The sequence below is a fragment of the Sphingomonas sp. Leaf257 genome (assembly GCF_001422185.1).
Lineage (GTDB): Bacteria > Pseudomonadota > Alphaproteobacteria > Sphingomonadales > Sphingomonadaceae > Sphingomonas > Sphingomonas yabuuchiae.
This window is the reverse complement of record NZ_LMMH01000004.1, coordinates 37,459-58,364: the sequence shown is the minus strand read 5'-3', so window position 1 is coordinate 58,364 and position 20,906 is coordinate 37,459. Positions and strand designations below refer to the sequence as shown.

Sequence of the window (20,906 nt, the reverse complement as noted above, 5' to 3'; positions counted from 1 at the left end):
GTCCCTCCGTGAAGTGGACGAAAAGACGATGCCGGTTGTGATTTCGCGCGATCAAACGATGATCCGCCTTGCTGCCCTGATGCTGTCCGCCGCGTGGCCGGTGACGGTCTCGGCGCAGCAAGCCCCCGATGCCTCAGCCGATATTCGCGTGATCGGCCACCGCGATCCCGAAGGCCTGCTGCCCGATCAGACCGCGCCCCATGCGGTCAGCGAGGTCGCGACCGACTTCATCGTCAAGCAGGCCCCGACCCAGAACGCCTTCCAGCTGGTCAACCTGCTGCCCGGTGCGAACGTTGCCTCCAGCGACCCTTACGGCCTGTCGACCAGTTCCAGCCTGACACTGCGCGGCCTGGGGCAGGACGAGATCGGGGTGCTGATGGAGGGCGCGCCGCAGAATGATATCGGCTATTATTACGCCTATCCCTCGCAATTCGCCGATACCGAGAATCTGCGTCGCATCGCGCTGTCGCCGGGATCGGTGGATCTCGATGCCCCGACCGTCGTGGGTGCGGGCGGTTTGCTGTCGCTGAGCCTCGACGATCCCAAGGCGACGCGGCAAATGCTCGCCGACCTGGCGCTCGGTTCCTATGCCATGCGCCGTGTCTTCGTCCGGGTCGATACGGGGGAGATCGGGAGCACGGGCCTGAAGGCGTTCGTCTCCTATTCCAATACGCGTGCGGACAATTGGCGGGGGGCGGGATATGATACGCGCCAGCATGTCGATGCCAAGCTGCTGCGTGAGTGGGGCAATGGCAACCGGGCCAGCCTGGCGCTGTCGTACAACGACGCCAATTCCTCCGCTTACCCCAGCCCGACGCTTGCCGAGTGGCAGGCGCAAGGGCGCGGGTTCAATTACGACGCGCGCTATACGCCGGGCGATACCAATTACTGGGAATTGTACCGCGCGCCGTTCCGCAATCTCTATGCCTCGGCACCGGTGCATCTGGTGCTGTCGGACCGGCTGACCTTCGATAGCACGAGCTATCTCCAGTTCGGTTATGGCAATTCGCCTTATGGCACGCAGCTGGCGACGACCGGCAACTTCCTGGGCAATGAGGAACTGACCCAGCCGATCACCTTGCCCGGGGCGGTGGACGGCGTGGCGACGGTGCTCGGCAACTATACCGGCGACCAGATGCGGGCCGGGCAGGTCGCCAAGCTGACCCTACAGGCGGGCATCCACCGGCTGACGGCGGGGCTGTGGTTCGATTACGGCACCGACCGGGTGACGCAGACCTATACGTCGGTCGATGCGGACGGCCGCCCCGCCGACCGCTGGGGCTATCGCAGCCGGGCGATCCGCACCGCCGACGGCCGTCTGCTCGCCTATGAGAACCAGCGCACCGTCACCGTGACGAAGAGCGTGTTCCTCGCCGACAGCATCGCGCTGACCCCGCGGCTGACGGTCGATATCGGCTTCAAGGGCGTCAACCTGCTGCGCAACGGCCGCAACTATCTGCCGGGGCCGCAGAGCGCGGTCCGCCGCAACAGCTTCGTCGCCCTGCCGCGTGCTGCCGTCCACTACGCGATCGACGACCGGCAGCAGCTGTTCGCCAACATCACCACCAATTTCCGCACGCCCAACGAGTTCACGCTCTACGACAGCTATTATGGCGGTGTCGTTACGACGCGCGGCACGGACGCGCTGAAGAACGAATATTCGGTGTCGCAGGAACTGGGCTATCGCTATATCGGCCCTAGCCTGTCGGCGTCCGTCACCGGTTTCCACTACAAGTTCCGCAACCGCCAGCTGGCGACCGTGATCGATAATGGTGGCGCGTTGGTCAATTCGACGCTGAATGCCGGGGGGCAGACCTCTTACGGCGTCGATGGCGAGATCGACTATCGCCCCGCCAAGGGCGTCAGCGTCTATGTCTCGGGCGAATATCTGCGCGCGCGGATCGACGACGATCTGCCGGTGGGCACCGACTTTCTGCCGACGCGGGGCAAGCGCGCGGTGTCGAGCCCGACCTTCCAGATCGGCGGCGGCGGCACCTATGACGATGGGCTGTTGTTCGGCAGCATCGCGGGCAAATATGTCGACCGCCAATATGCCACCTTCATGAATGACGAGAGCATTCCAGGCTATGCGACACTGGACTTGGCGATTGGCGTGCATCTGGCCGACTGGCTGGACGGCAAGCGGACCGATTTGCGACTGAATGCAATCAACGTCACCAATCCGCATGTCCTGGCGGGTGTCCAGGCGGTGACCACCAACGCTCGCGATACGATCGGGCGCGGTGACACGGTCATTACGGGCAATGCGCCGGGCTATTATGTCGGCGGCGGTGCGGCGGTGGTCGCCACCGTGTCGCGCGCCTTCTGAGCATGAGCGGGGCAGGCGATCCGGGCGGGGCGCACCGCGTGCACGGCATGGGGCTGGCGATGGAAGCCCCCACCTGGCCCGCTATCACACCCGACGAAGCGGCGGCGGTGCTGGCGTGCTTTCCAGATGCACCCGCCATCGAAGCGCTGCACTGGCATTCGCCGCGTCCCTTTTCCGCTGCGACGCTGATCCATACCGGCGGCGATACGCTGCTCCTGAAGCGGCATGATCGCCGGGTGCGGAGCGTGGCGGGACTGGCGGAGGAGCATGGCTTCATCGCCCATCTCGCCGCCGCCGAAATTCCCGTGCCGGACCTGTTGCGCACCGGGGAGGGAGCGAGTGCGATCTCGCGGGGTGACTGGACCTACGAGCTTCACCGGCGGGCGCCTGGAGAGGATTTGTATCGGGATTGTTTGTCCTGGACGCCCTTTCAGTCCCATGGCCATGCCCATGCCGCCGGGGTCGCACTCGCGCGGTTGCATCGCGCTTCCGAAGGTTATGCCGCTCCAGCGCGCATCGTGCAGCCTCTGGTCGGCAGCCTCTCGATCCTGTCCGCCGTCGATCCGATAGCGGCGGCTCAGGCCTATGTCGATGCCCGGCCTGCGCTCGGGGCGTTTCTCGAAAAACGGCCATGGTATAAGAGCTTGGCGTCGCTATTTGCCACGTCGGGCGAAGGGATTGCGGCTTTGCTGGCCCTGCAAAAGCCCTTGTGGACCCATAATGACTGGCATCCCTCCAACCTGCTTTGGGCAGCGGACGGCCAGGTCGAAACCGTGTTCGACTTCGGGCTGGCCGACCGGACCTGCGCGGCGCATGATCTGGCGACCGCGATCGAGCGGACGGCCTTTGCCTGGTTGGACCCGGGGGAGGGGCGGGACGACCATATCGCCGATCCCATGGCCGCGCTGTCCCTGATCGCCGGATATGAAACGATCCGCCCGCTCGATGCCGTCGCGAAGGAGACGATCGTCCGGCTCCTGCCGCTGGTGCATATCGAGTTCGCCTTGTCCGAGATCGACTATTTTGCCGGGGTGGTCGGTGATCCTGATGCGGCCTTGCTCGCATGGGACGGGTATCTTCTGGGCCATGCCGACTGGTTTCAATCGGTCGCGGGTCGGGAATTCCTCGCCTGCCTTCGCGCGGGGTTGGCCCTGTCATGACGGCACTGGAGATCGCGGCGGTCGCCATCAGCTTCCTGGCGATCTGGCTGACGGCGCGGCGCAACGTGTTCTGCTGGCCACTGAACCTCGTCGCCTGCGCGCTCTACTTCAAGCTGTTCCTCGATGTGCGGCTCTATGCCGACATGGCGCTGCAGGCGGTGTTCGGCATCGGCATCGTCTATGGCTGGATCGTCTGGCGCCGTAACCGGAACGCCACCGGCGCGGTCGTCGTAAAGCCTTTGACGCGTTCGAAAGCCGGGGCGGGTCTGGCGATCGGCGCGCTGGGGGCGGTGGCGATCGGCTGGTTCACCAGTCGCCACACCGATGCTGCGCTGCCATGGCTGGACGCGACGCTCAGCAGTTTCAGCCTGGTCGCGCAATATTGGACCGCGCGGCGGCACCGTGAGAATTGGCTGCTCTGGATCGCGGTCGATATCGTCTATGTGGGCATGTTCCTGTTCAAGGGCCTGATGCTGACCGCTGGGCTGTATGCGGTAATGATCGGCCTTGCGGTCATCGGCTATCGCGATTGGCGGGCGGCTGCGTCTCGGAACTGACGGATGGCAATTCAGCAGCGGACCTGTTGCCGCGACCATCGCTTGGTGCAACAACCATCCCATAACAGGGAGAGGTTGTAAGATGCCGATTTCGATCAGGAAAATATCCGCCGTCATCGCCTCGATGCTATTGGCGTCGACCGGCGCGATGGCGCAATCGGGCGACGTTCCGGCCGGTCCCGGGGCCACCGGTTTTGCGAGCGCCAAGGAGGTTCGCGGGCAGATTGCGGCGATGCTGGCCGATATGAAGCCGGGCCAGGGCTTCGCATGGCGTCCGTTGGTCCGCGACGGCGTGCGCGTCGCTGCGATCGAGATATGGAAAAAGCCCGGCCGTCCGGCGGTTCATCCGGCAGAGGCGGAATATGCCATCGTGCTGGAAGGTGCCGGTACGCTGATATCCGGCGGCATCCTCATCACCCCGGTCGAAAACCGCGCCGATCTGGTCGAGGGGGAGCGGATCGAGGGCGGGACGACGCGCCCGCTACGGCCCGGCGATGTGGTGCTGCTGCCAGCGGGTGTGCCGCACTGGTTCGGGATCACCGGCGATCGTCTGGTGCTGCTGGGGACCAAGCTACCCGCCCGGTGAACCGGGGCGGGGCGTATGGGGTCATGGAATGTCGCTGCGTCCTAGACGAAACGGACATCGGCGGCGCGGAACCGTGCCTCTGCGTCGTCGATCGTCGTGCCGTTGTCGAGCGGCATGCCGATCGCTCGTGTGTGATCCTTCAGGATGACGGCCTCAAAGCCCTCGCGCCGGGCATCCAGGGCCGACCAGGCCACGCAAAAGTCATAGGCCAGCCCGACAAACACGCATCGCCGGACCTGCTTGTCCCGGAGATAGCCCGCAAGCCCGGTCTTCGTTGTCCGGTCATTCTCATAAAAGGCCGAATAGGAATCGACCTGCGGATTACAGCCTTTTCGGATGATCAGATCGGCACGGTCGACCGCGCCTTGCACGCCGGGATGGAATTCGGCCCCGGTAGTTCCCTGGACACAGTGATCAGGCCACAACACCTGTTCGCCATAAGGCATTGAAATCCTATCGAAGGGCTGTCGACCGGCATGGCTGCTTGCAAAAGATAGATGACCCGCAGGATGCCAGTCCTGCGTGATGACGACATGGCGGAGATGCGAGGCGAGCGCGTCGATGCCCGCCATGATTTCGTCGCCACCCGCTACGGCCAATAGACCGCCGGGACAGAAATCCATTTGCGGATCGACGATGATGAGGGCGTCCGATTCCATGATGGCTTGATCGTCTGTCAGAGGCCGGCTTCCCATCTGCGTCTCCCTTGCAAGCGGAAGCGGTTTAGGATCAGTGGAACCCTATGGCCAGCGTCAGCGCGACATGGCCATAGGGTGGAAGACAGCGAAACCGCAGCGTGGTCAGCTCGGATGGGCGGCGCTGATGATCGCGGCGTCTTCGTCCTCGATAGGCATCACGGTGTCACCGCCGGGGGATACGCCCTCGACACCCTGGCCCAGCGCTTCGTCCGCCGATGCGGCGTCGCCGCTGGCCAGTTCCATCTGCTCATAGGCGATCTCGAGATCCTGCACGCCCGATCCGGTCCGCTGGATAGGCAGATCGGCAAAGCTGGCAGGTTCTGGGGCTGTAGGGGCTTGCTGGGACATGACCTTCTCCTTCTTGCCCGACACGAACGCACGGTCCGTGATTTTGAAGCAGGCCTCATATTGGCGGAAGTGGCCCGATCGCCGCCTCGGTGAAGCACTGGTCTTGCACAAGCACCTAGGCGCGGAAAAGCGCGGGGAAAGGGCGACGATATGGGCCGCCCCGGTCAGCGGACCTCCCTCGTGACAAGCGGCAGTCGGCTGGCCAGTTCCCGTGCGCCGGAATTGGAAAGATGTTGCGAGTCCGTGTAGAAAATCGTCGTCCCGGTCCGAAACAGACATCCCTCTTCATTGCAGAGCGACGCAACCGGGTCGGCAAGCCGGACTCCATCGCGAGGGGTGGCCGCCGCCTGAACGATCCTACGCGCGCTATCCGGGACGACGGTGGCGGGTGCCAGTCTATGCCCCCTGACCAAGCCCTTGTGTCGTTCGGGAGCGATGAGCCGTGTGATCACCTCCCGAACCGGCATTATGTCGGCCAGCCCGATGGTCGAGGGATCGACCTTGAAACGGGGTACGTCTTGCAACACGACGACCTCGCGGCCCATGTCGTGGATCGCCGTGATCATCTCCTTCAGGCCATTGGCCAGATTTTGGCGGCTCTGCGCCAATGTGGTGCCGGCGCCGTCGCCCTGCGCCGGGGCATAGCGGAAGCCGTCGGCCTCCTCGTCGAAAGAGGCTGCCCAATAGCTTGCCAGAACGACTGTCCTGATCTCGGGATGATCGCGCAAGATGGACACCGCGGCGCGCATGAAATGGGCGCATTCACGATCATGGCCCGGATGATTGGGCATGTAACGCGTATAATCGAGCAGGGCCGGGCAGGACGATTTCGTCAACTGGTCGAACGCCAGGCCCCGTTTCTCGGCGATCGACCGGATACCGGCGGCTATCGCATTGGCGTGGCTATCGCCGATCAGTGCGACAGCGGGTTTGTTCGTGTCGGACATGCATGCCGCACCCAGCCTGGGATCCTGTTCGCCATATTTGGCGAGGCACGGGTTTTTGAGGGCGCCCAGCGTGTCCGCCTCGACGGCCTTGATCTGCGGAGACGCCAACGGATGAAGGCCCTTAGTCGCGACCAAAATGGCCAGCGGTACGGCCGCAATGCCGACAGCGACCGCATAGCGACGCAGCACACGCCTGTGATCGCTGGGAGCGCGGCGGAACGGCGTCTCGATCACATAGTAGCTCAATATACCTGCGACCAGGGTGCACAGGATCGCCACGATCCGGCCGGTGATGCCGAGATCGATTTCCAGGACATGCATGACCGCAACGGGCAACCAGTGCCACAGATACCAGGAATAGGAAATCAGACCGACGCCGACGAAGAGCCGAGACGAAAGGATGTGACGATTGACCGACGAGTCTTGCGACAGGATCAGCATGGCCGCGCCGATGACGGCCATGGCGTTCAGCGCGATGATCGGAAAGCCGCTTCCGATCCCGATGGCCAGGGCGAACAACAGGATGGCGCCAGCCGCCAATGCCTCTTGAACGCGCCGCGACAGCAACCGGCCGATCCCGTTCGCCCCCGCCAGCGCGAGCAGGGCTCCGACGCCCAATTCCCAGGCGCGGAACGGTATGAGGTAAAAAGCCGCTTCGGGCCGGTAGTGATTGGCGGCGATGGCTAATAGCAGCGAAGCGCTTGTGATCCCTGTCACAATTGGCAGCAGCATTTTCTTTCGCCAGCCGATCAGGAACGCCATGGCGGGCGGGAACAGGATGTAGAACTGCTCTTCGACGCCCAGGGACCAGGTCATCAACAGGAGCTGACGATCCGCCTTAGGGGAAAAATAATCGACAAAACTGAAGAACGCGAAATTGGACAAGCCCGACAAGGCGCCGATCGCGGTTATCGCGTAACGCTTCAGATCATAGGGGGGAAGCAAGCTCCAGGCCACGATCGTCGTGACCGCGACGGCGGCGATGAGAGCCGGCAAAATGCGCCGAAATCGACGGGAGTAGAATTTCGCATAGGTGAATTCCCCCCTGATCATCTCGCGATAGATGATCGACGTGATCAGGTATCCGCTGATGACGAAGAAAATGTCGACGCCAAGGAAGCCGTTAGCAAACAACGATATTCCATAGTGGAAAAGGACGACCGAGACGATCGCGATGGCGCGTAGTCCATCCACGTCCCTTCGATATGAAAACTGCATGATAGTTGCCCCCAAGATCGCAACTCACCGCCCGCCCGATGAGCATATTTAACCCAGTAATCGCATCCCGCCGCAATCCGAACAACATGCGATCGGTCGGTAAACTTCAACGCGTGTCAGGTTTTAGGACATCGAAGGGAGTATATACCTTCGACCCGCAGTATGGCTCGCCTCGGAATACGGGGCGGGGAGTCCGCCGCACCCGTGCGCTTTGCGACGTTCGCCAAGTCGCGTCGCTTCTTCATTCGGCCAGGGCGGATACTGATCATTAATCCATGTTGCATATCGTCGCGAATTCAGCTTTGAAATGGCGGTCTATACATCCAATCCGGATCTATGTTCATGGTTGATGCAACAGTGTTGGCCAGCCTGTACGAAGCTGGCGGCTCGCCCGAGAAATGGCCGGACATGCTCGACCTCATCGCGGGATCGGTGGGCGCGCGCGGGGGTATCATTTTCTCGGCGACGGACGGTACCGGGTTCCACATGGCGTCGCCGGGCGTGGCCGAACTCTTTGCGGACTATGTCGCGGAAGGGTGGATGGAGAGGAACGAGCGCGGTGCGCCATTGGTCCATCAACGTTCGCCGCAATTCGTGACGGACACGGACGTTCGCAGCCTCGACGATATCGCAACGATGTCCGTCTACCAGGAATTCTTCAAACCACGCGGCGCCTGCGCGGGGGCCGGGACGCTGCTTCAGGGCGCGCATCACGACATGCTCGTGATGACGATCGAGGCGTTTGAAAGCCACGAGGCCGCAAGGGCCGCTCTGCCGCATCTGGATGCGCTTCGTCCACACATCGGCCGGGCGATGAGCCTGGCGTCGCAGATCCAGAATGCCCGTGCGCAGGGGCTGGTCGACGGGCTGGCGCTGATCGGGTCGGCGGCGGCGATCGTCGGGGCGAATGGTCGGCTACGAGCCACCAATCAGGCGTTCCGCGACCAGTTCGGATCCCTGGCCTCCGATCATCACGCAACACTGTGCTTCGCCGATCCGCACGCAAATGCTGCCTTGAAGACCGCACTTTCGATGCCGGGTCGGCTCCGCCATCAGGCGGGATCGATCGTCGTGCGTGATAGGGCGGGCACACCGATCCAGGTCATGCATATCGTCCCGCTGGTGCGCTCCGCGCGCGACCTGTTCGAAAGTGACGGACTGCTGCTGCTGACCGCCGGCGGTGAAAACCGGGCAATCCCGGGCGCGGATCTGCTTCGCCTATTGTTCGACCTGACCCCGACCGAGGCGCGGCTGGCGCGTCATCTGGCGGAGGGCGTCGCGTTGCAGGATGCGGCAGCGCATCTGGGTATGACCTACGGCACCGCCCGCGTGCACCTGCGCGTGGTATTTCAGAAGACGGGGGTGCGGCGGCAGAGCGAGTTGGTCGGCCTGCTCGGCCGGTACAGCTCGCCCTTTGCATAAGGCGTCGGCTTCACCGGCCGAGGATGGACGGGGCCGAAGCGAGGATGCTCCGGCCCCGCAAGCCGATTAGTCCGAACCGAAGATGTCGCGGGTGAACAGCTTTTCGGGGCAGTCCGCCAGTTCCGGTGCGTTGCGGTTGGCGATGATGACATCGCATTCCGCCTTGAACGCATCCAGATCGCGCACGACGCGCGAGCCGAAGAACTGGTCTTCTTCCAGCGCGGGTTCGTACACGACGACCTCGATGCCCTTGGCCTTTACGCGCTTCATGATGCCCTGGATCGAGGACTGGCGGAAATTGTCCGAACCGGCCTTCATCGTGAGGCGGAAGACACCCATCTTGCGCGGGCGGCGGGCGATGATCTGATCGGCCAGGAAATCCTTGCGCGTGCGATTGGCGTCGACGATCGCGCGGATCAGGTTCTGCGGGACTTCGGAATAATTGGCCAGCAGCTGCTTGGTATCCTTGGGCAGGCAGTAGCCGCCATAACCGAAGCTGGGGTTGTTGTAATGCGTGCCGACGCGCGGATCGAGGCCGATGCCCTCGATGATCTGGCGCGTGTCCATGTTCCCGGCGATCGCATAGCTGTCCAGTTCGTTGAAGAAGGCGACGCGCATCGCAAGATAGGTGTTGGCGAACAGCTTGATCGCCTCGGCCTCGCGCGCGTCGGTGAAGAGGATGGGGGCATCCTTCTTCTCCGCACCTTCCAGCAACAGGTTGGCGAAGGTGCGCGCCCGCTCCGACCGCTCGCCCACGATGATGCGCGAGGGGTGGAGATTGTCGTACAGCGCGCGGCCTTCGCGCAAGAATTCGGGGCTGAAGATGACCTGCTCGGTCTTCAGGCGCGCGCGGACGTCGTCGACGAAGCCGACGGGGATGGTCGACTTGACGACAATGGTCGCGTTCGGCGCATGGACGGTCGCCTGCTCGATGACCGCCTCGACCGAACTGGTGTTGAACTTGTTGGTGTCGACGTCATAATTGGTCGGCGTCGCCACGATCACGAAATCCGCACCGGCCAGCGCCTGCGCCGCGTCCGTGGTCGCGGACAGCGAAAGCGTGCGGTTGGCCAGGAACTCTTCCAGTTCGGTGTCGATGATCGGCGACTTGCGGTCATTGACCATCGCGACCCGCTCGACCGAGATGTCGACCGCAACGACGTCGTTGTGCTGGGCGAGCAATACGGCATTGGACATGCCGACATAACCGAGGCCGAAAACAGCGATCTTCATTCGTCAAACCCCATAAGCTGGACCCGTTCAGAGCCTTTGCCGCTTGGGACTAGCCGTGCGGCGCCCCCCCGGACAACCCCCTATGGACGCCCGACACCTCCACAAACTGCCCTTGGGTGGGACGGTCGCGAAAAGAGCACCGTCCACCTGTCCCGCAGGCCCTGGAAAAATGCCATGCTGCAGTGCGATGAAGGGTTGACAAGCCAGGAAACGCCTCATTTTTTAACCCATAAGGGCCTGTTTTTGCGTCATGGACGGTTAATTACCAGGTTTTTAGGCTTGGCATCGGCATTCCACCGTGAGACGATGTTGCAGCGCAAAATATCTATTCGGAATGAGGCGCTGCGGCTACATTCAACGGTATCAACAGAAACCAGAGCAGGTGGGCTGTCATGGAAATGCGGACATTCCAAGGCGAAGCGCCACGGCAAAGGGTCAAGCGTTTGAATATTCCGGCATCGATTCTCCGTTTTCGCGCGCTTGTCGCCCTGATCTTGATAGACTTGGCCTGCCTGTTGGGCGGCTTTGTTGCGGCGGTTAGTCTGCGTGTAGCCCTGGCGGGACATACGCGCTGGGGTGTAGCGATTGCGACGCTGGTAGCCGTGTACTTCATTACGTCCTTTTCGATCCGCGCCTATGACCAGGACAATCTCCAGAACCCGCGCTATGCTGCATCGCAAGGCGCCAAGGCATTGCTGCTTTCTGTCTGCGCCGTCATCCTGTTGGCCTTCGTCTTCCAGGCGAGCGAGGATTTCCCGCGCGCGGTGATGGCGCTGGGCGCGCTGACCGGGACCATCCTGATCGTTAGTGCACGCTATGCTTTTGTCCGGAACATGACGTCGATCATCGGCGGCAATCCGTTCACGGTGATGCTGCTGCGCGACGGCCAGGCCCCAGTGCCGGACGGCGACTTTTCGCAGGTGGTGGAGACGGGTGACCGCTTTGACCCCGATCTGCACGATCCCATCATGTACGACCGTCTGGCGCGACTCGTCGCCAGTGCCGACCGCGTGGTCGTCGCATGCCCGCCCGAGCGTCGGATCGCCTGGGCCAGCGCGCTCAAGGGTACCGGGGTGCAGAGTGAGATCTTCGTGCCCGAACTGTCCAAGCTGGCGCCGCTGGGCATTTCGTCCTGCGCCAACACGCCGACCATGATCGTGACGGTCGGGCCGCTGGGACTGTTCGATCGATTCCTCAAGCGACTGTTCGACATCGCCGTTTCGGGGCTGGCCCTGTTCCTGCTGGCACCCGTGCTGGGCATCATCGCCGTGGCGGTCAAGGTGACGAGCCCGGGGCCGATCCTGTTCCGTCAGGTTCGCATCGGCTGGGGCAACGAGATGTTCCACATCCTGAAATTCCGCAGCATGTATGTCGAGGGCAGTGACGGGGCGGGCAACCGTTCCGCCTCGCGCGACGACGACCGCATCACCAAGGTCGGCCGCTTTATCCGCATGACCAGCATGGACGAACTGCCGCAGATCATCAACGTGCTGAAGGGCGACATGAGCATCGTCGGCCCACGCCCGCACGCGCTGGGTTCGCGCGCTGCCGAGAAGCTGTTCTGGGAAGTCGATGGCCGCTATTGGCATCGCCACTCGGTCAAGCCGGGGCTGACCGGCCTGGCGCAGGTGCGCGGCTTCCGGGGCGCGACGGTGATCGAGGACGATCTGCGCAACCGGCTCCAGGCCGATCTGGAATATCTGGAGCATTGGTCGATCTGGCGCGACCTGCGCATCGTGCTGCAGACGTTCCAGGTCCTGCTTCACCGCAACGCATATTGATGGTCTTGCGAACTCCGGTTTCGGCCGGGGCGCTCCAGGCATGATGGCGCAACGAAAAGGCGGCTCCGGTCCATGACCGAGGCTGCCTTTTCGTTTGTGGGGCCCCGCGATGCTGTCGTTCGGCCGAGGCTTCCTTGCAAGATGATGTGACAGGCGGTCAGGCTTCGCGGAAGGACATCGATCCGTGCGAACCGCACGCGCTTCAGCCGTGGATAAAACGCCATGACACCGTTGAAGCTCGACCCCGGCAAAGGCCAGGGCCCAGTTGCGGCACTATATGAAGAATGGGAAGCGTCTTCCCGACTGGATTGCGGCCCCCGCTGTGATGGTCAGGCAGGATTGCGGGGCCCCCGATAGGGACCCAATTACCCAGCCGATCCCCGAGCCTTCAGCCCTTCATCTTGGACGGGGCATATTCCTGATAGGCGTGACCCAATATGCCCATCGTCAGGCCCGCCCCGCGCAGCAGATGGACCATCGCACGTCCGCCCCAATAGGGCGAGACCAGCATGGCGGGCGACATGGCGGCGCCCAGGCCCATGCGGACGACGCCGCGCGCCAGTTGCTTGGCCTTTTCGGCGTTTGTCCCCTCGATCCGGGTCGCGACGGCGAAGGTGTTGCCCAGCCGATATTGCCGCTGGCGCTGCCACTTCATCGTCAGCCGGTTGACCGGGAACATGTCGTAGACCAGCGCTTCGCTCGACCAATGGATGCGGATGCCGCGCCGAAACGCCTGATTGAAGAACAGATAGTCGCTGCCGCCGGTGAACCGCATCCGCGCATCGAAGCGCAGATCGAGCGCGCGGAAACGCGCCAGGTCGAACATGACATTGTTCGACGCCGCGAAATTCAACTTCTCACCCTCGCGATAGCGCTTGCGGTCGTAGAGCTTGCTGCGACGAAGCCAGTCGTCGACCGGCCCTTCGAACACCGGCTCGATCGGGCCATAGACGCAGTCCGCCCCCGTCGCCGCGCGGGTGCGCAGCATCGAGTCCAGCCATCCATCCACCGGCCACTCGTCATCGTCGAGGAAGCAGAACAATTCGGTCGTCGCAGGCGCGCTGTCCATTGCCCGGTTGCGGGCGATGGGAATGCCCTGTTGCGGCTCGATCACGTAATGCAGGTCATATTCGGGGTGATCGGCATGGGCCAACACCGCATCCCGGCTGCTGCCGCCTGCGTCATTGTCCACGACGACGATGCTCAGCCGCCAGGGCCGCGCCGGATCGCGATGCTGGTTCCGCATGACGCGCAGCAGCTTGTCGATCCCCTCGGGCCGTTTGAAAGTGAGAACACCGAGGGTGACGTGGACGGGGGCGGTGTCGGCCATCGCCCTCAGCGCCCCAACAGCGATTTGGCTGCGCCGGTCAGCCGCTTGCGCACCACCTGTGTCGTCAGGTTCTGCCGCGTCCAGCCCATGCCGCGTGCCTCGCGCGCTACCCGGTCGATCTCGGCCAGCGTGTCGGTCAGCCCCAGATGCGCATCGGCGATGCCGCCCGTCACCAGGCTCTTCCCCATGCGGCCCAGCCCGTCGAAACGCCGGGCGAGGTGCAGGCCGGTCGCCATCATGATCTGCGGCTTCAGCGACTTGGCGCGGTCGGTATTGGTGTAGCGGTTGGTGGCGTGCAGCCGCTGGAAGGTCAGCGGCGTCTCGACGAGCATGCCGGGCGCCAGATAGGCCGCCGCGAACTTCAGGTAATTGTCGCTCAGCACCACGTCGTCGGCGAGCGGCATCGGCAGGATCTGCGACAGGATCGAGCGGTGGAAGGTCAGGCCGGAGGTCGGCACGGGCAGGGTGGGGAAGCCCCCGGCGCGCATCGTCTCGCGCTTGTCGATCGGAGTCAGCACGACCGGATCGGCGATGCCCGCATCCTCCTCGTTGGTCACCCGGTCGAAGCACCAGCCGACCTTGTGGCTCGAATAGATGGTGGCGACCTGCGCCAGCTTGCCCGGCAGGAAATAATCGTCCGCATCCAGCATCATGAGGATGTCGCCGCTCGACGCGGCAAAGCCGGCGTTGAAGCTGGACGCCTGACCGCCATTGGCCTTCAGCACCGGCGTGATCGCATCGCCATAGCTGGCAATCACCGATCGCGAGTCATCGGTCGACCCGTCGTCGACGACAATGATCTCATACGCCGCATGGTCCTGCGACAGCACGCTGTCGATACAGGCCCGCAGATACTGGGCGTAATTATAGTTGTTGATGAGGACCGACAGCTTCATCATATCTCCTCGCACGTCCCCATAATCTGTCGCCTGATCGCATTAGCATGGAAATATGCGACGCCGCGATGACGAACCCGTGCCGATTTACAAATTGTCACGCGACCGGGTCGACCGGATCAATCTCTTCGTCCGCGCCGATCCGGCCATATCGCGAGATGATCCGCAGGTTGCTGCGGATGACGCGCGCCGGATTGCCCGCGACCAGCGAATTCGGCGGCACATCCTTGGTCACCACCGAGCCCGACCCGATGACGCATTCGTCACCGATCCGGATGCCCGGCAGGATGATGCTGCGCGCCCCGATGAAGCAGCGACGCCCGATCCAGGTATCCAGATACAGGCCGCGCGTCAGGTCGTGGGTCAGGATCGCGGCGTCGAAGGCGACATAGCTTTCCTCGCCGATATGCAGACCCTTGGGGTTCGTCCGGTCGAACTTGGCCGACAGCGAGAATTGCGCGGTCGGGTGAATGTCCATGCCCCAAAAGCGGACATACCAGAAACGCTTCGCCTCGACGAAAACGTTGCGCAGCTTCTTCAGTCGGTTGAGCCCCCATTTGGGTTTGGCTCCGGTGGTACGCGCCACGGCTATTTCCCCCGATGGTCCGCGAGGACGCGGTCATAATAGTCTTCGAGCAGGCGGGTCTGCGCGACAAGGTCGAACCGCTCCGCCACCCAGGCCGGGGCCCGCTCGTGAAAGGCGCGCCAACGGTCATGATCGGACAACAGGCTCGCCAACGCCGCCGCCATGGTGTCGACGTCGCGCTCGTCGGCGAGCAGGCCGGTCCGGCCTTCCTCCACCGCCTCGCCGACCCCGCCCGAGCGGAAGGCGACCACCGGCGTGCCGACGGCCTGCGCCTCCAGATTGGCGATGCCGAACGCCTCGGCATGGCCATTGTCGAGCGTGACGCTGCCATGCAGATAGATTTGCGCCTGACCCAGCTCGGCGCGGATCGCCTCCTGGCTCAATCGCGCATGGTGCGTGACCTGGGGCAGCTTCGAGCGGGCATAACGCAGCGTTTCGTCCGCCTGCGGACCGTCGCCGATCATCACATAATCGACCGTGATGCCTTGGGCTGCGACCTGCGCCAGCGCGTCGATCATATAGCGATAGCCCTTATATTCGACGAACCGCGCGATCGACACGACCCGGCCCGGCACACGCGGGCTGGGATCGGGACGGAACACCCGCGTATCGACGCCGATATAGTGGCGGAAGATCGATTCCGGCGAGAAACCGAGGCCGAGCAGCCGGTCACGGATAAAGTCGGACACCGCGATATTATAGCCGCCCGCCTGCGCCATCCGGGCACGGCCCTTGGCGAAGAAACGCACCTGATTGAACCCGCCGGGCTTTTTGGGATCGCCGCGATAGGTGGCGTCGAAACCGTGGAAGGTCGTGACCAGCGGCCGTCCCAGCGCCTTGGCGAGCGGACCCAGCACATAACCATTCTTGCCGAAATGGGCATGGATCAGGTCGGCCCCGGCCAGCGGCGGGAACAGGGCGGGGGCCGCGATGCGCGGAATCTTGAGCAGCAGCGACCCCGCCTTCATCGCGGGCGAGGCGTCGATGGCATGGACCGGCAGGTCGGTCTGGCCGCCATGGCCCTGATCGATCCGCTTGCCGACCAGGAAGCGCGGCGCATAGTGTTCGTAACCGTGCGCCTGCGCCAGGACAAAAGCCTGGCTGGGCGGCAGGAAACGCTCGACGAAGATCGCGACCTTCCGGCGGTCGCCGGTCGCCTGGGTCATGTCGTTCATCGCTTGCTCCGTGACGAACCCGTATTCCGCAGCGCGCCCGCCAGCGCGTCGAGCGCGGGCAGGGGGGTCAGGTCTTCGTCATACAACAGCGCACGCGCGCGGCAGCCATGGCCCTGGCGCGCTTCCGCCTTGGAGAATTTCTCGCGCAGCCCCCAGGTCGTGACCCCGCGCAGCGTGCCCGTCGCGGCGACGGTGCGCACCATGTCGGCAAAGACCTGGCCATAGATATCGCCCTGCGTCGCCGTGGGAGGCAGCCGATGCGCAAAGCGGCAAGATCCGTCCATCTCGGTGATATAGGCGCCCATGCCCAGCTTGCCGACTTCGCGCAGGAACGCGGTCAGGGCGGGGGCGTCGAGTTGGTCGAAGCCGGGGCGGAAATGCGCCTGAAGTCCGATCGCATGAACCGGAACGCCCGCCCCGCGCAACTCGCGCAGCAGGTCGAGCATCATAGCGCGGCGGGCGTCGTAATTCGCCCCGGCCTTTTCCAGATGCGTTTCGTTGATGACCAGAATCGCCTTGGGATCGGCGCGGTGCGCGCGCTCGAAGGCCTCGCGGACATGATCCTTGCCGAGCAGGCGATAGAAGACCGACGCACGCCACTGCGCCGCGTCATAGTCCATCACCTCGTTGACCACGTCCCAGGCATAGGCGCGCCCGGCGAAATGGCCGACCGTCGCATCGATATGCCGGTTCATCGCCGCCCGCAGCTCGTCGGCGCTGGTGATCGCGTCGACCCAAGCGGGGACGCGATACCAGACCAGTGTATGGCCATAGAGGCCCGCACCGATCTCGCGCGCAAAGTCGGCGATCTTGTCCGCATCGTCGAACTGGATCACGCCGGGCTGTTTTTCGGTGCCGGTCCATTTCAGCGCATTGCGCGGCGTCAGCGACGAGCAATGACGCTGGAACAGGCTGCGCATGACCGGATCCTTCAGATCCTCCGGATCGATCGCGGCGCCGAAGCGGATGCCCCGCCCAAGCGAGCGCAAGGCGACGTCATCGGCGGCCGATGCCCGCAGGCCGAATGTCATGGCGGCGGCACTGCCCCCTGCCAATATGCCCCGGCGCGTCCAGCCCGCCATCACCGCGCGCCCGCGCTTCGGATGACAGAATCGAGATGCTGCATCAGCCGCTGACGCCCCTCCGGCACCACATCGGTTCCGGGCGGCGGGGCAAGGTCCCGGGCGAGCAGCGCGTGCAGTTCCTCGCCGGTGCGGGCGACATAGAGGCCGGGCCGCCCTTCGAGCTGGCCGACCGTCGCCATCTGGTGGTCGTTGCGATGTTCGCCATGCGCCACAAGGCGCGGGAACAGGATCACCGGGCGACCGACACGCTGGCAGGTCAGGATGGTGCCGATCCCGGCATGGGCGACGACGACGCGCGCCTTGGCGAAATAGGCATCGACCTCGATCGGGCGGATGCGCGCGCTCCATTCGATGTTGCGCGGCGTGTAGGTCGAGGCGCCGGTCTGGGCGAAGACCGGCTCGCCGAGCGAGGGCGCGATGGTGTCGATCGCCTCGATCAGCCGGTCGAAGGGCAACTGGGTACCGACGGTGACGAAGATCACAGCACGCCTCCGACATGATGGGGGCCGTCCGGCTTGGCGACATGCGACCATTGGGTCAGCCATTCGCTGGCGACCCATTTCGCCAATGTCCCACTTTTGGACAGTTGCTCGACATTGGCGACGCTGTCGATCCACACCGTACGGGCTCCGATCAGCCGTCCGGCGAGCAGGCAGAAGAAGCCCGGTGCCGCGCCGGTCGAGATGATGACCTTGGGCCGCAGGCGGAACACGGTCACGAAGGACCGGATCAGGCATTTGAGGCTCGGCCAGGGGGCGTCGAGATTGCAGTCGGGCAGGATGATGCCGTCGGTGATCCCGGCCTTGGCCAGCAGGTCGGCCTCGGTCGTGGCGAAGCGGGTGGCGTGGGTTTCCAGCATGCTGCGCAGCAGCATCATCTGCTCCCAATGGCCGCCCTGCGACGCCACCGCGAGCACGCGTATCGCCGTGCGTCCAGCGTCCTGTGCAGCTCCCGATGCCATCACGCTATCTCCCTCGTGCAGGCGGGAAAACGTCCGCCCGGCCGCCCGCAACGTGCAGGCTCCATCGGGCGGTAGCCTATATCATGAACGGTGCCACCTGCAAAAATGACACCGTCCTGGGACAGTTGCGGTGCAGCAAAAAAGCGACCGCCATGGCATCCTTCGATGCGGAAAGGTTGTCCTATGATGGTTCGGCCGGTCGCTTCGGATCGTTACGCATCTGCTTGCGCCGGGTGGCGATTGGCCGGTACACAGCCCCGGATATTCATCGCGACATCCCGGCAAGCGGGACGGAGACACGATTATGAACCCGCTGGTGCCTGTCGATCAGGACTCCGCCAAGATCATCGACTTCGGCGCGGTGCTGAACGCGGTCCGTCGGCGTCTGATCCCCATCCTGATCACCATGATCATCGTGCTCGGCCTGACCGCGCTGAGCTACAAGATGGTCACGCCGCGCTACAGCGCCGAGGGTCAGGTCGGTATCCAGCGCACGAACGAAGAGATCGTCAATGCGCAGGAGGATCAGCGGGTACAGCCGCTGACCACCGACTCCTCGTCGGTCGACACCGAAGTCGCGCAGATCCTGTCGCCTGAGACGCTGGGCCGCGTCGTCGATCGGCTGGGCTTGGCGAAGAACCCGAATTTCGTGGGCACCGATCCGCTGAGCCCGGCGGATGCCCGCAACGCCGCGATCCGCGCGATTGCCGGGGGGCTGACCGCGACGCGTGACGGCACCTCCTATGCGATCAACGTCAACTACCTCTCGACCGACCCGGTAATGGCGGCGAAGATCGTCAACACGACGATCGACGAATATCTGACCCGCCAGCAGGTCGAGAAGCGCGACGAGCGCAACAAGGAAATCGCGCTGCTCGCCTCGCGCATCAACGAGGCGCGCGGCCAGTTGCAGGGGGCCGAGACGGAGGTCGCGCGCTTTCGTGCCGCGACCAACCTGGTCGACATCCAGAACCAGAGCACCAACGCCCAGCAGTCGATCGCGGTACTGAACCAGCAGCTCGCCGATGCGCAGGCGCAGCAGGCGGTGGCCGAGGCGCGCAACACCGCGCGCAGCGCCAGCAGTGCCGGTGCCGGTTCGGCGGTCGTTTCGCCGGTGCTCCAGCAGCTGCGGACCGAGGAAGCGACGCTCAGCGCACAGCAGGCGTCGCTGTCGGAGCGTTATGGCGACCGTCATCCGCAGGTCCTCGAAACCAACCAGCGGCTTCAGGAAACCCGTCGCCAGATCGCGGCGGAAACCGCGCGCGTCCGCCAGAGCCTGTCGGCCGAGGCGGATGTCGCCCGTCGGCGCACCTCGTCGATCGTCTCGTCGCTGGACGCGCAGAAGGGGCAGCTGCTCCAGGGCAACGCCGCCTCGGTTCGTCTCGCCGAACTCGAGCGCAAGGCGACGACGCTCAAGAGCCTCTATGAGGCATTGCTCGAGCGGTATCAGCAGGCGATCGCGCGTCAAGGCACCGAGCGCAGTGCCGGTTACGTGATCGCCCGCGCCGTGGCGCCGACCGCACCCGTCAGCCCCAAGAAGGTCGTCTTCGCGGGCGGGGGCCTGCTCGCGGCCCTGCTGGCGGCGGCGATGGTCGCGGCCGGTCTGGAACTGGCCGAGAATGGCTTCAGCACGCGGCGTCAGGTCGAGCGGGCGCTCGGCCTGCCGGTGCTGGCCTCGGTGCCGGACCTGCGCACGTTGAAGCGCGACCGGATCAAGTCACCGACGCCCGCCACGATCAGCCAGCATCTGATCGACCATCCGGGCAGCGTGTACAGCGAATCCTATCGCTCGATCCGCACCGCCCTGAAAGTCGGACGCGAGGAACAGGCGGCGCGCGTCGTCGCCATCTCCTCGGCCCTGCCCGCCGAGGGCAAGACCTCGACCTCCTTCTCGCTGGCCCGCTCGTCGGCGCTGGCGGGTCTGTCGACCGTGCTGGTCGATTGCGACCTGCGTCGCCAGGCAACCAGCCGCCAGATGGAAGGCGCGATCCAATATGGCCTCGCTGACCTGCTACGCGGCGAAGCGACGCTGGACCAAGTGCTGGTGCGCGACAGCGCCAGCGGTGCTTTCCTGCTGCCGCAGCGTCCGTCGACGGCCGAAAATGACTATGACCTGATCGCTTCCAGCGCGATGCAGCAGCTGGTCGATCAGCTGCGTGAGCGGTTCGACCTGGTGATCCTCGACACCGCGCCGCTGCTGGCGATCGCGGACTCGCGGGCGATCGCGTCGATGGCCGATGTCGCGCTGGTGGCGGTGCGCTGGCGCAAGACCCCGGCCCCGGCCGTCCGGCTGGCACTGGACCACCTCGCCATGGCTGAAGCGCGGATCGGTGGCATTATCATGACGATGGTCGACCTTAAGGCTCAGAGTCGTGCAGGCGCGGGCGACGAACTGCGCTATTACAAGAAATATTCCAGCTACTATAGCTGATGACGAGCGCCGGAAGCCGGGTCGGAGGACCCGGCTTCCGGCAGAGCCTGCGCGGGATGCGATGGTCCTTACAGGAGCGGAATGGCCGCAATCGGCCTCTTTCGCAGGTCAGTCGGCGAACACGAGGCCCGGAGATTTTCGCCTCTGCCAGTATCCCGACATC

General features: G+C 64.2%; 18 protein-coding genes. 7 read left to right on the top strand and 11 right to left on the bottom strand.

The genetic code is table 11. The annotated features are described in order from the left end of the window. The first annotated feature begins 28 nt into the window (after positions 1-28). The 4 genes from ASF14_RS05205 to ASF14_RS05190 all read left to right on the top strand — a co-directional run bounded on the left by ASF14_RS05205 (position 29) and on the right by ASF14_RS05190 (position 4,632). On the top strand, positions 29-2,329 hold the full coding sequence (locus ASF14_RS05205; RefSeq protein ID WP_056432791.1) for a TonB-dependent receptor: 2,301 nt from the start codon (positions 29-31) through the stop codon (positions 2,327-2,329). 2 nt (positions 2,330-2,331) lie between these two features. Continuing rightward, positions 2,332-3,489, top strand: coding sequence for a phosphotransferase enzyme family protein (locus ASF14_RS05200; RefSeq protein WP_056432650.1), 1,158 nt, complete (start codon positions 2,332-2,334; stop codon positions 3,487-3,489). Further along, positions 3,486-4,046, top strand: coding sequence for a nicotinamide riboside transporter PnuC (pnuC, locus tag ASF14_RS05195; RefSeq protein WP_056432647.1), 561 nt, complete (start codon positions 3,486-3,488; stop codon positions 4,044-4,046). Before ASF14_RS05200 ends, pnuC begins: the two co-directional genes overlap by 4 nt. A gap of 82 nt (positions 4,047-4,128) precedes the next feature. Beyond that, positions 4,129-4,632, top strand: coding sequence for a cupin domain-containing protein (locus ASF14_RS05190; protein ID WP_156361050.1), 504 nt, complete (start codon positions 4,129-4,131; stop codon positions 4,630-4,632). Between the two features lie 41 nt (positions 4,633-4,673). Here the strand turns inward: ASF14_RS05190 and pncA are convergent, their stop codons facing one another. From pncA to ASF14_RS05180, 3 genes are all read right to left on the bottom strand, one after another. Further along, positions 4,674-5,291, bottom strand: coding sequence for a bifunctional nicotinamidase/pyrazinamidase (gene pncA / locus ASF14_RS05185; RefSeq protein WP_056432644.1), 618 nt, complete (start codon positions 5,289-5,291; stop codon positions 4,674-4,676). A gap of 141 nt (positions 5,292-5,432) precedes the next feature. Then, positions 5,433-5,678, bottom strand: a complete 246-nt coding sequence (locus ASF14_RS21285; protein ID WP_156361049.1) for a hypothetical protein — start codon at positions 5,676-5,678, stop codon at positions 5,433-5,435. 164 nt (positions 5,679-5,842) lie between these two features. Continuing rightward, complete coding sequence (locus tag ASF14_RS05180; protein WP_082442087.1) at positions 5,843-7,843, bottom strand: acyltransferase family protein; 2,001 nt, start codon at positions 7,841-7,843, stop codon at positions 5,843-5,845. Between the two features lie 342 nt (positions 7,844-8,185). Here ASF14_RS05180 and ASF14_RS05175 point away from each other — a divergent pair, with 342 nt between their 5' ends. Then, entirely contained in the window at positions 8,186-9,265 is a 1,080-nt protein-coding gene (locus ASF14_RS05175) for a helix-turn-helix transcriptional regulator (RefSeq protein WP_156361048.1), read from the top strand. Positions 9,266-9,331: 66 nt separating this feature from the next. Here the strand turns inward: ASF14_RS05175 and ASF14_RS05170 are convergent, their stop codons facing one another. After that, positions 9,332-10,498, bottom strand: coding sequence for a nucleotide sugar dehydrogenase (locus tag ASF14_RS05170; RefSeq protein ID WP_056432635.1), 1,167 nt, complete (start codon positions 10,496-10,498; stop codon positions 9,332-9,334). A gap of 515 nt (positions 10,499-11,013) precedes the next feature. Here ASF14_RS05170 and ASF14_RS22125 point away from each other — a divergent pair. Continuing rightward, positions 11,014-12,279, top strand: a complete 1,266-nt coding sequence (locus ASF14_RS22125) for a sugar transferase (protein ID WP_184106446.1) — start codon at positions 11,014-11,016, stop codon at positions 12,277-12,279. Between the two features lie 388 nt (positions 12,280-12,667). Here the strand turns inward: ASF14_RS22125 and ASF14_RS05160 are convergent, their stop codons facing one another. The 7 genes from ASF14_RS05160 to ASF14_RS05130 form a co-directional block, all read right to left on the bottom strand. Next, entirely contained in the window at positions 12,668-13,609 is a 942-nt protein-coding gene (locus tag ASF14_RS05160; protein WP_056432629.1) for a glycosyltransferase family 2 protein, read from the bottom strand. A gap of 5 nt (positions 13,610-13,614) precedes the next feature. Then, a complete protein-coding gene (locus ASF14_RS05155; RefSeq protein WP_056432626.1) occupies positions 13,615-14,508 on the bottom strand; it encodes a glycosyltransferase family 2 protein in 894 nt (297 codons plus the stop codon). 94 nt (positions 14,509-14,602) lie between these two features. Further along, positions 14,603-15,091: an acyltransferase gene (locus ASF14_RS22475; RefSeq protein WP_056432624.1), complete on the bottom strand. Its 489-nt coding sequence runs from the start codon at positions 15,089-15,091 to the stop codon at positions 14,603-14,605. Between the two features lie 2 nt (positions 15,092-15,093). Continuing rightward, on the bottom strand, positions 15,094-16,266 hold the full coding sequence (locus tag ASF14_RS05145; protein ID WP_201780542.1) for a glycosyltransferase: 1,173 nt from the start codon (positions 16,264-16,266) through the stop codon (positions 15,094-15,096). Beyond that, on the bottom strand, positions 16,263-17,348 hold the full coding sequence (locus ASF14_RS05140) for an endo-1,4-beta-xylanase (RefSeq protein WP_056432621.1): 1,086 nt from the start codon (positions 17,346-17,348) through the stop codon (positions 16,263-16,265). Before ASF14_RS05140 ends, ASF14_RS05145 begins: the two co-directional genes overlap by 4 nt. After that, a complete protein-coding gene (locus ASF14_RS05135; protein ID WP_056432618.1) occupies positions 17,348-17,833 on the bottom strand; it encodes a glycosyltransferase in 486 nt (161 codons plus the stop codon). The genes ASF14_RS05140 and ASF14_RS05135 overlap by 1 nt, the downstream gene beginning before the upstream one ends. Then, positions 17,830-18,312 carry a glucuronosyltransferase gene (locus ASF14_RS05130; protein ID WP_056432615.1) on the bottom strand — a complete coding sequence of 161 codons (483 nt, stop codon included), beginning with the start codon at positions 18,310-18,312 and terminating at the stop codon, positions 17,830-17,832. Before ASF14_RS05130 ends, ASF14_RS05135 begins: the two co-directional genes overlap by 4 nt. Before the next feature lie 304 nt (positions 18,313-18,616). On the opposite strand from ASF14_RS05130, the gene ASF14_RS05125 reads away from it, so the two are divergent. Next, on the top strand, positions 18,617-20,743 hold the full coding sequence (locus ASF14_RS05125; RefSeq protein WP_056432612.1) for a GumC family protein: 2,127 nt from the start codon (positions 18,617-18,619) through the stop codon (positions 20,741-20,743). Positions 20,744-20,906 lie beyond the last annotated feature (163 nt).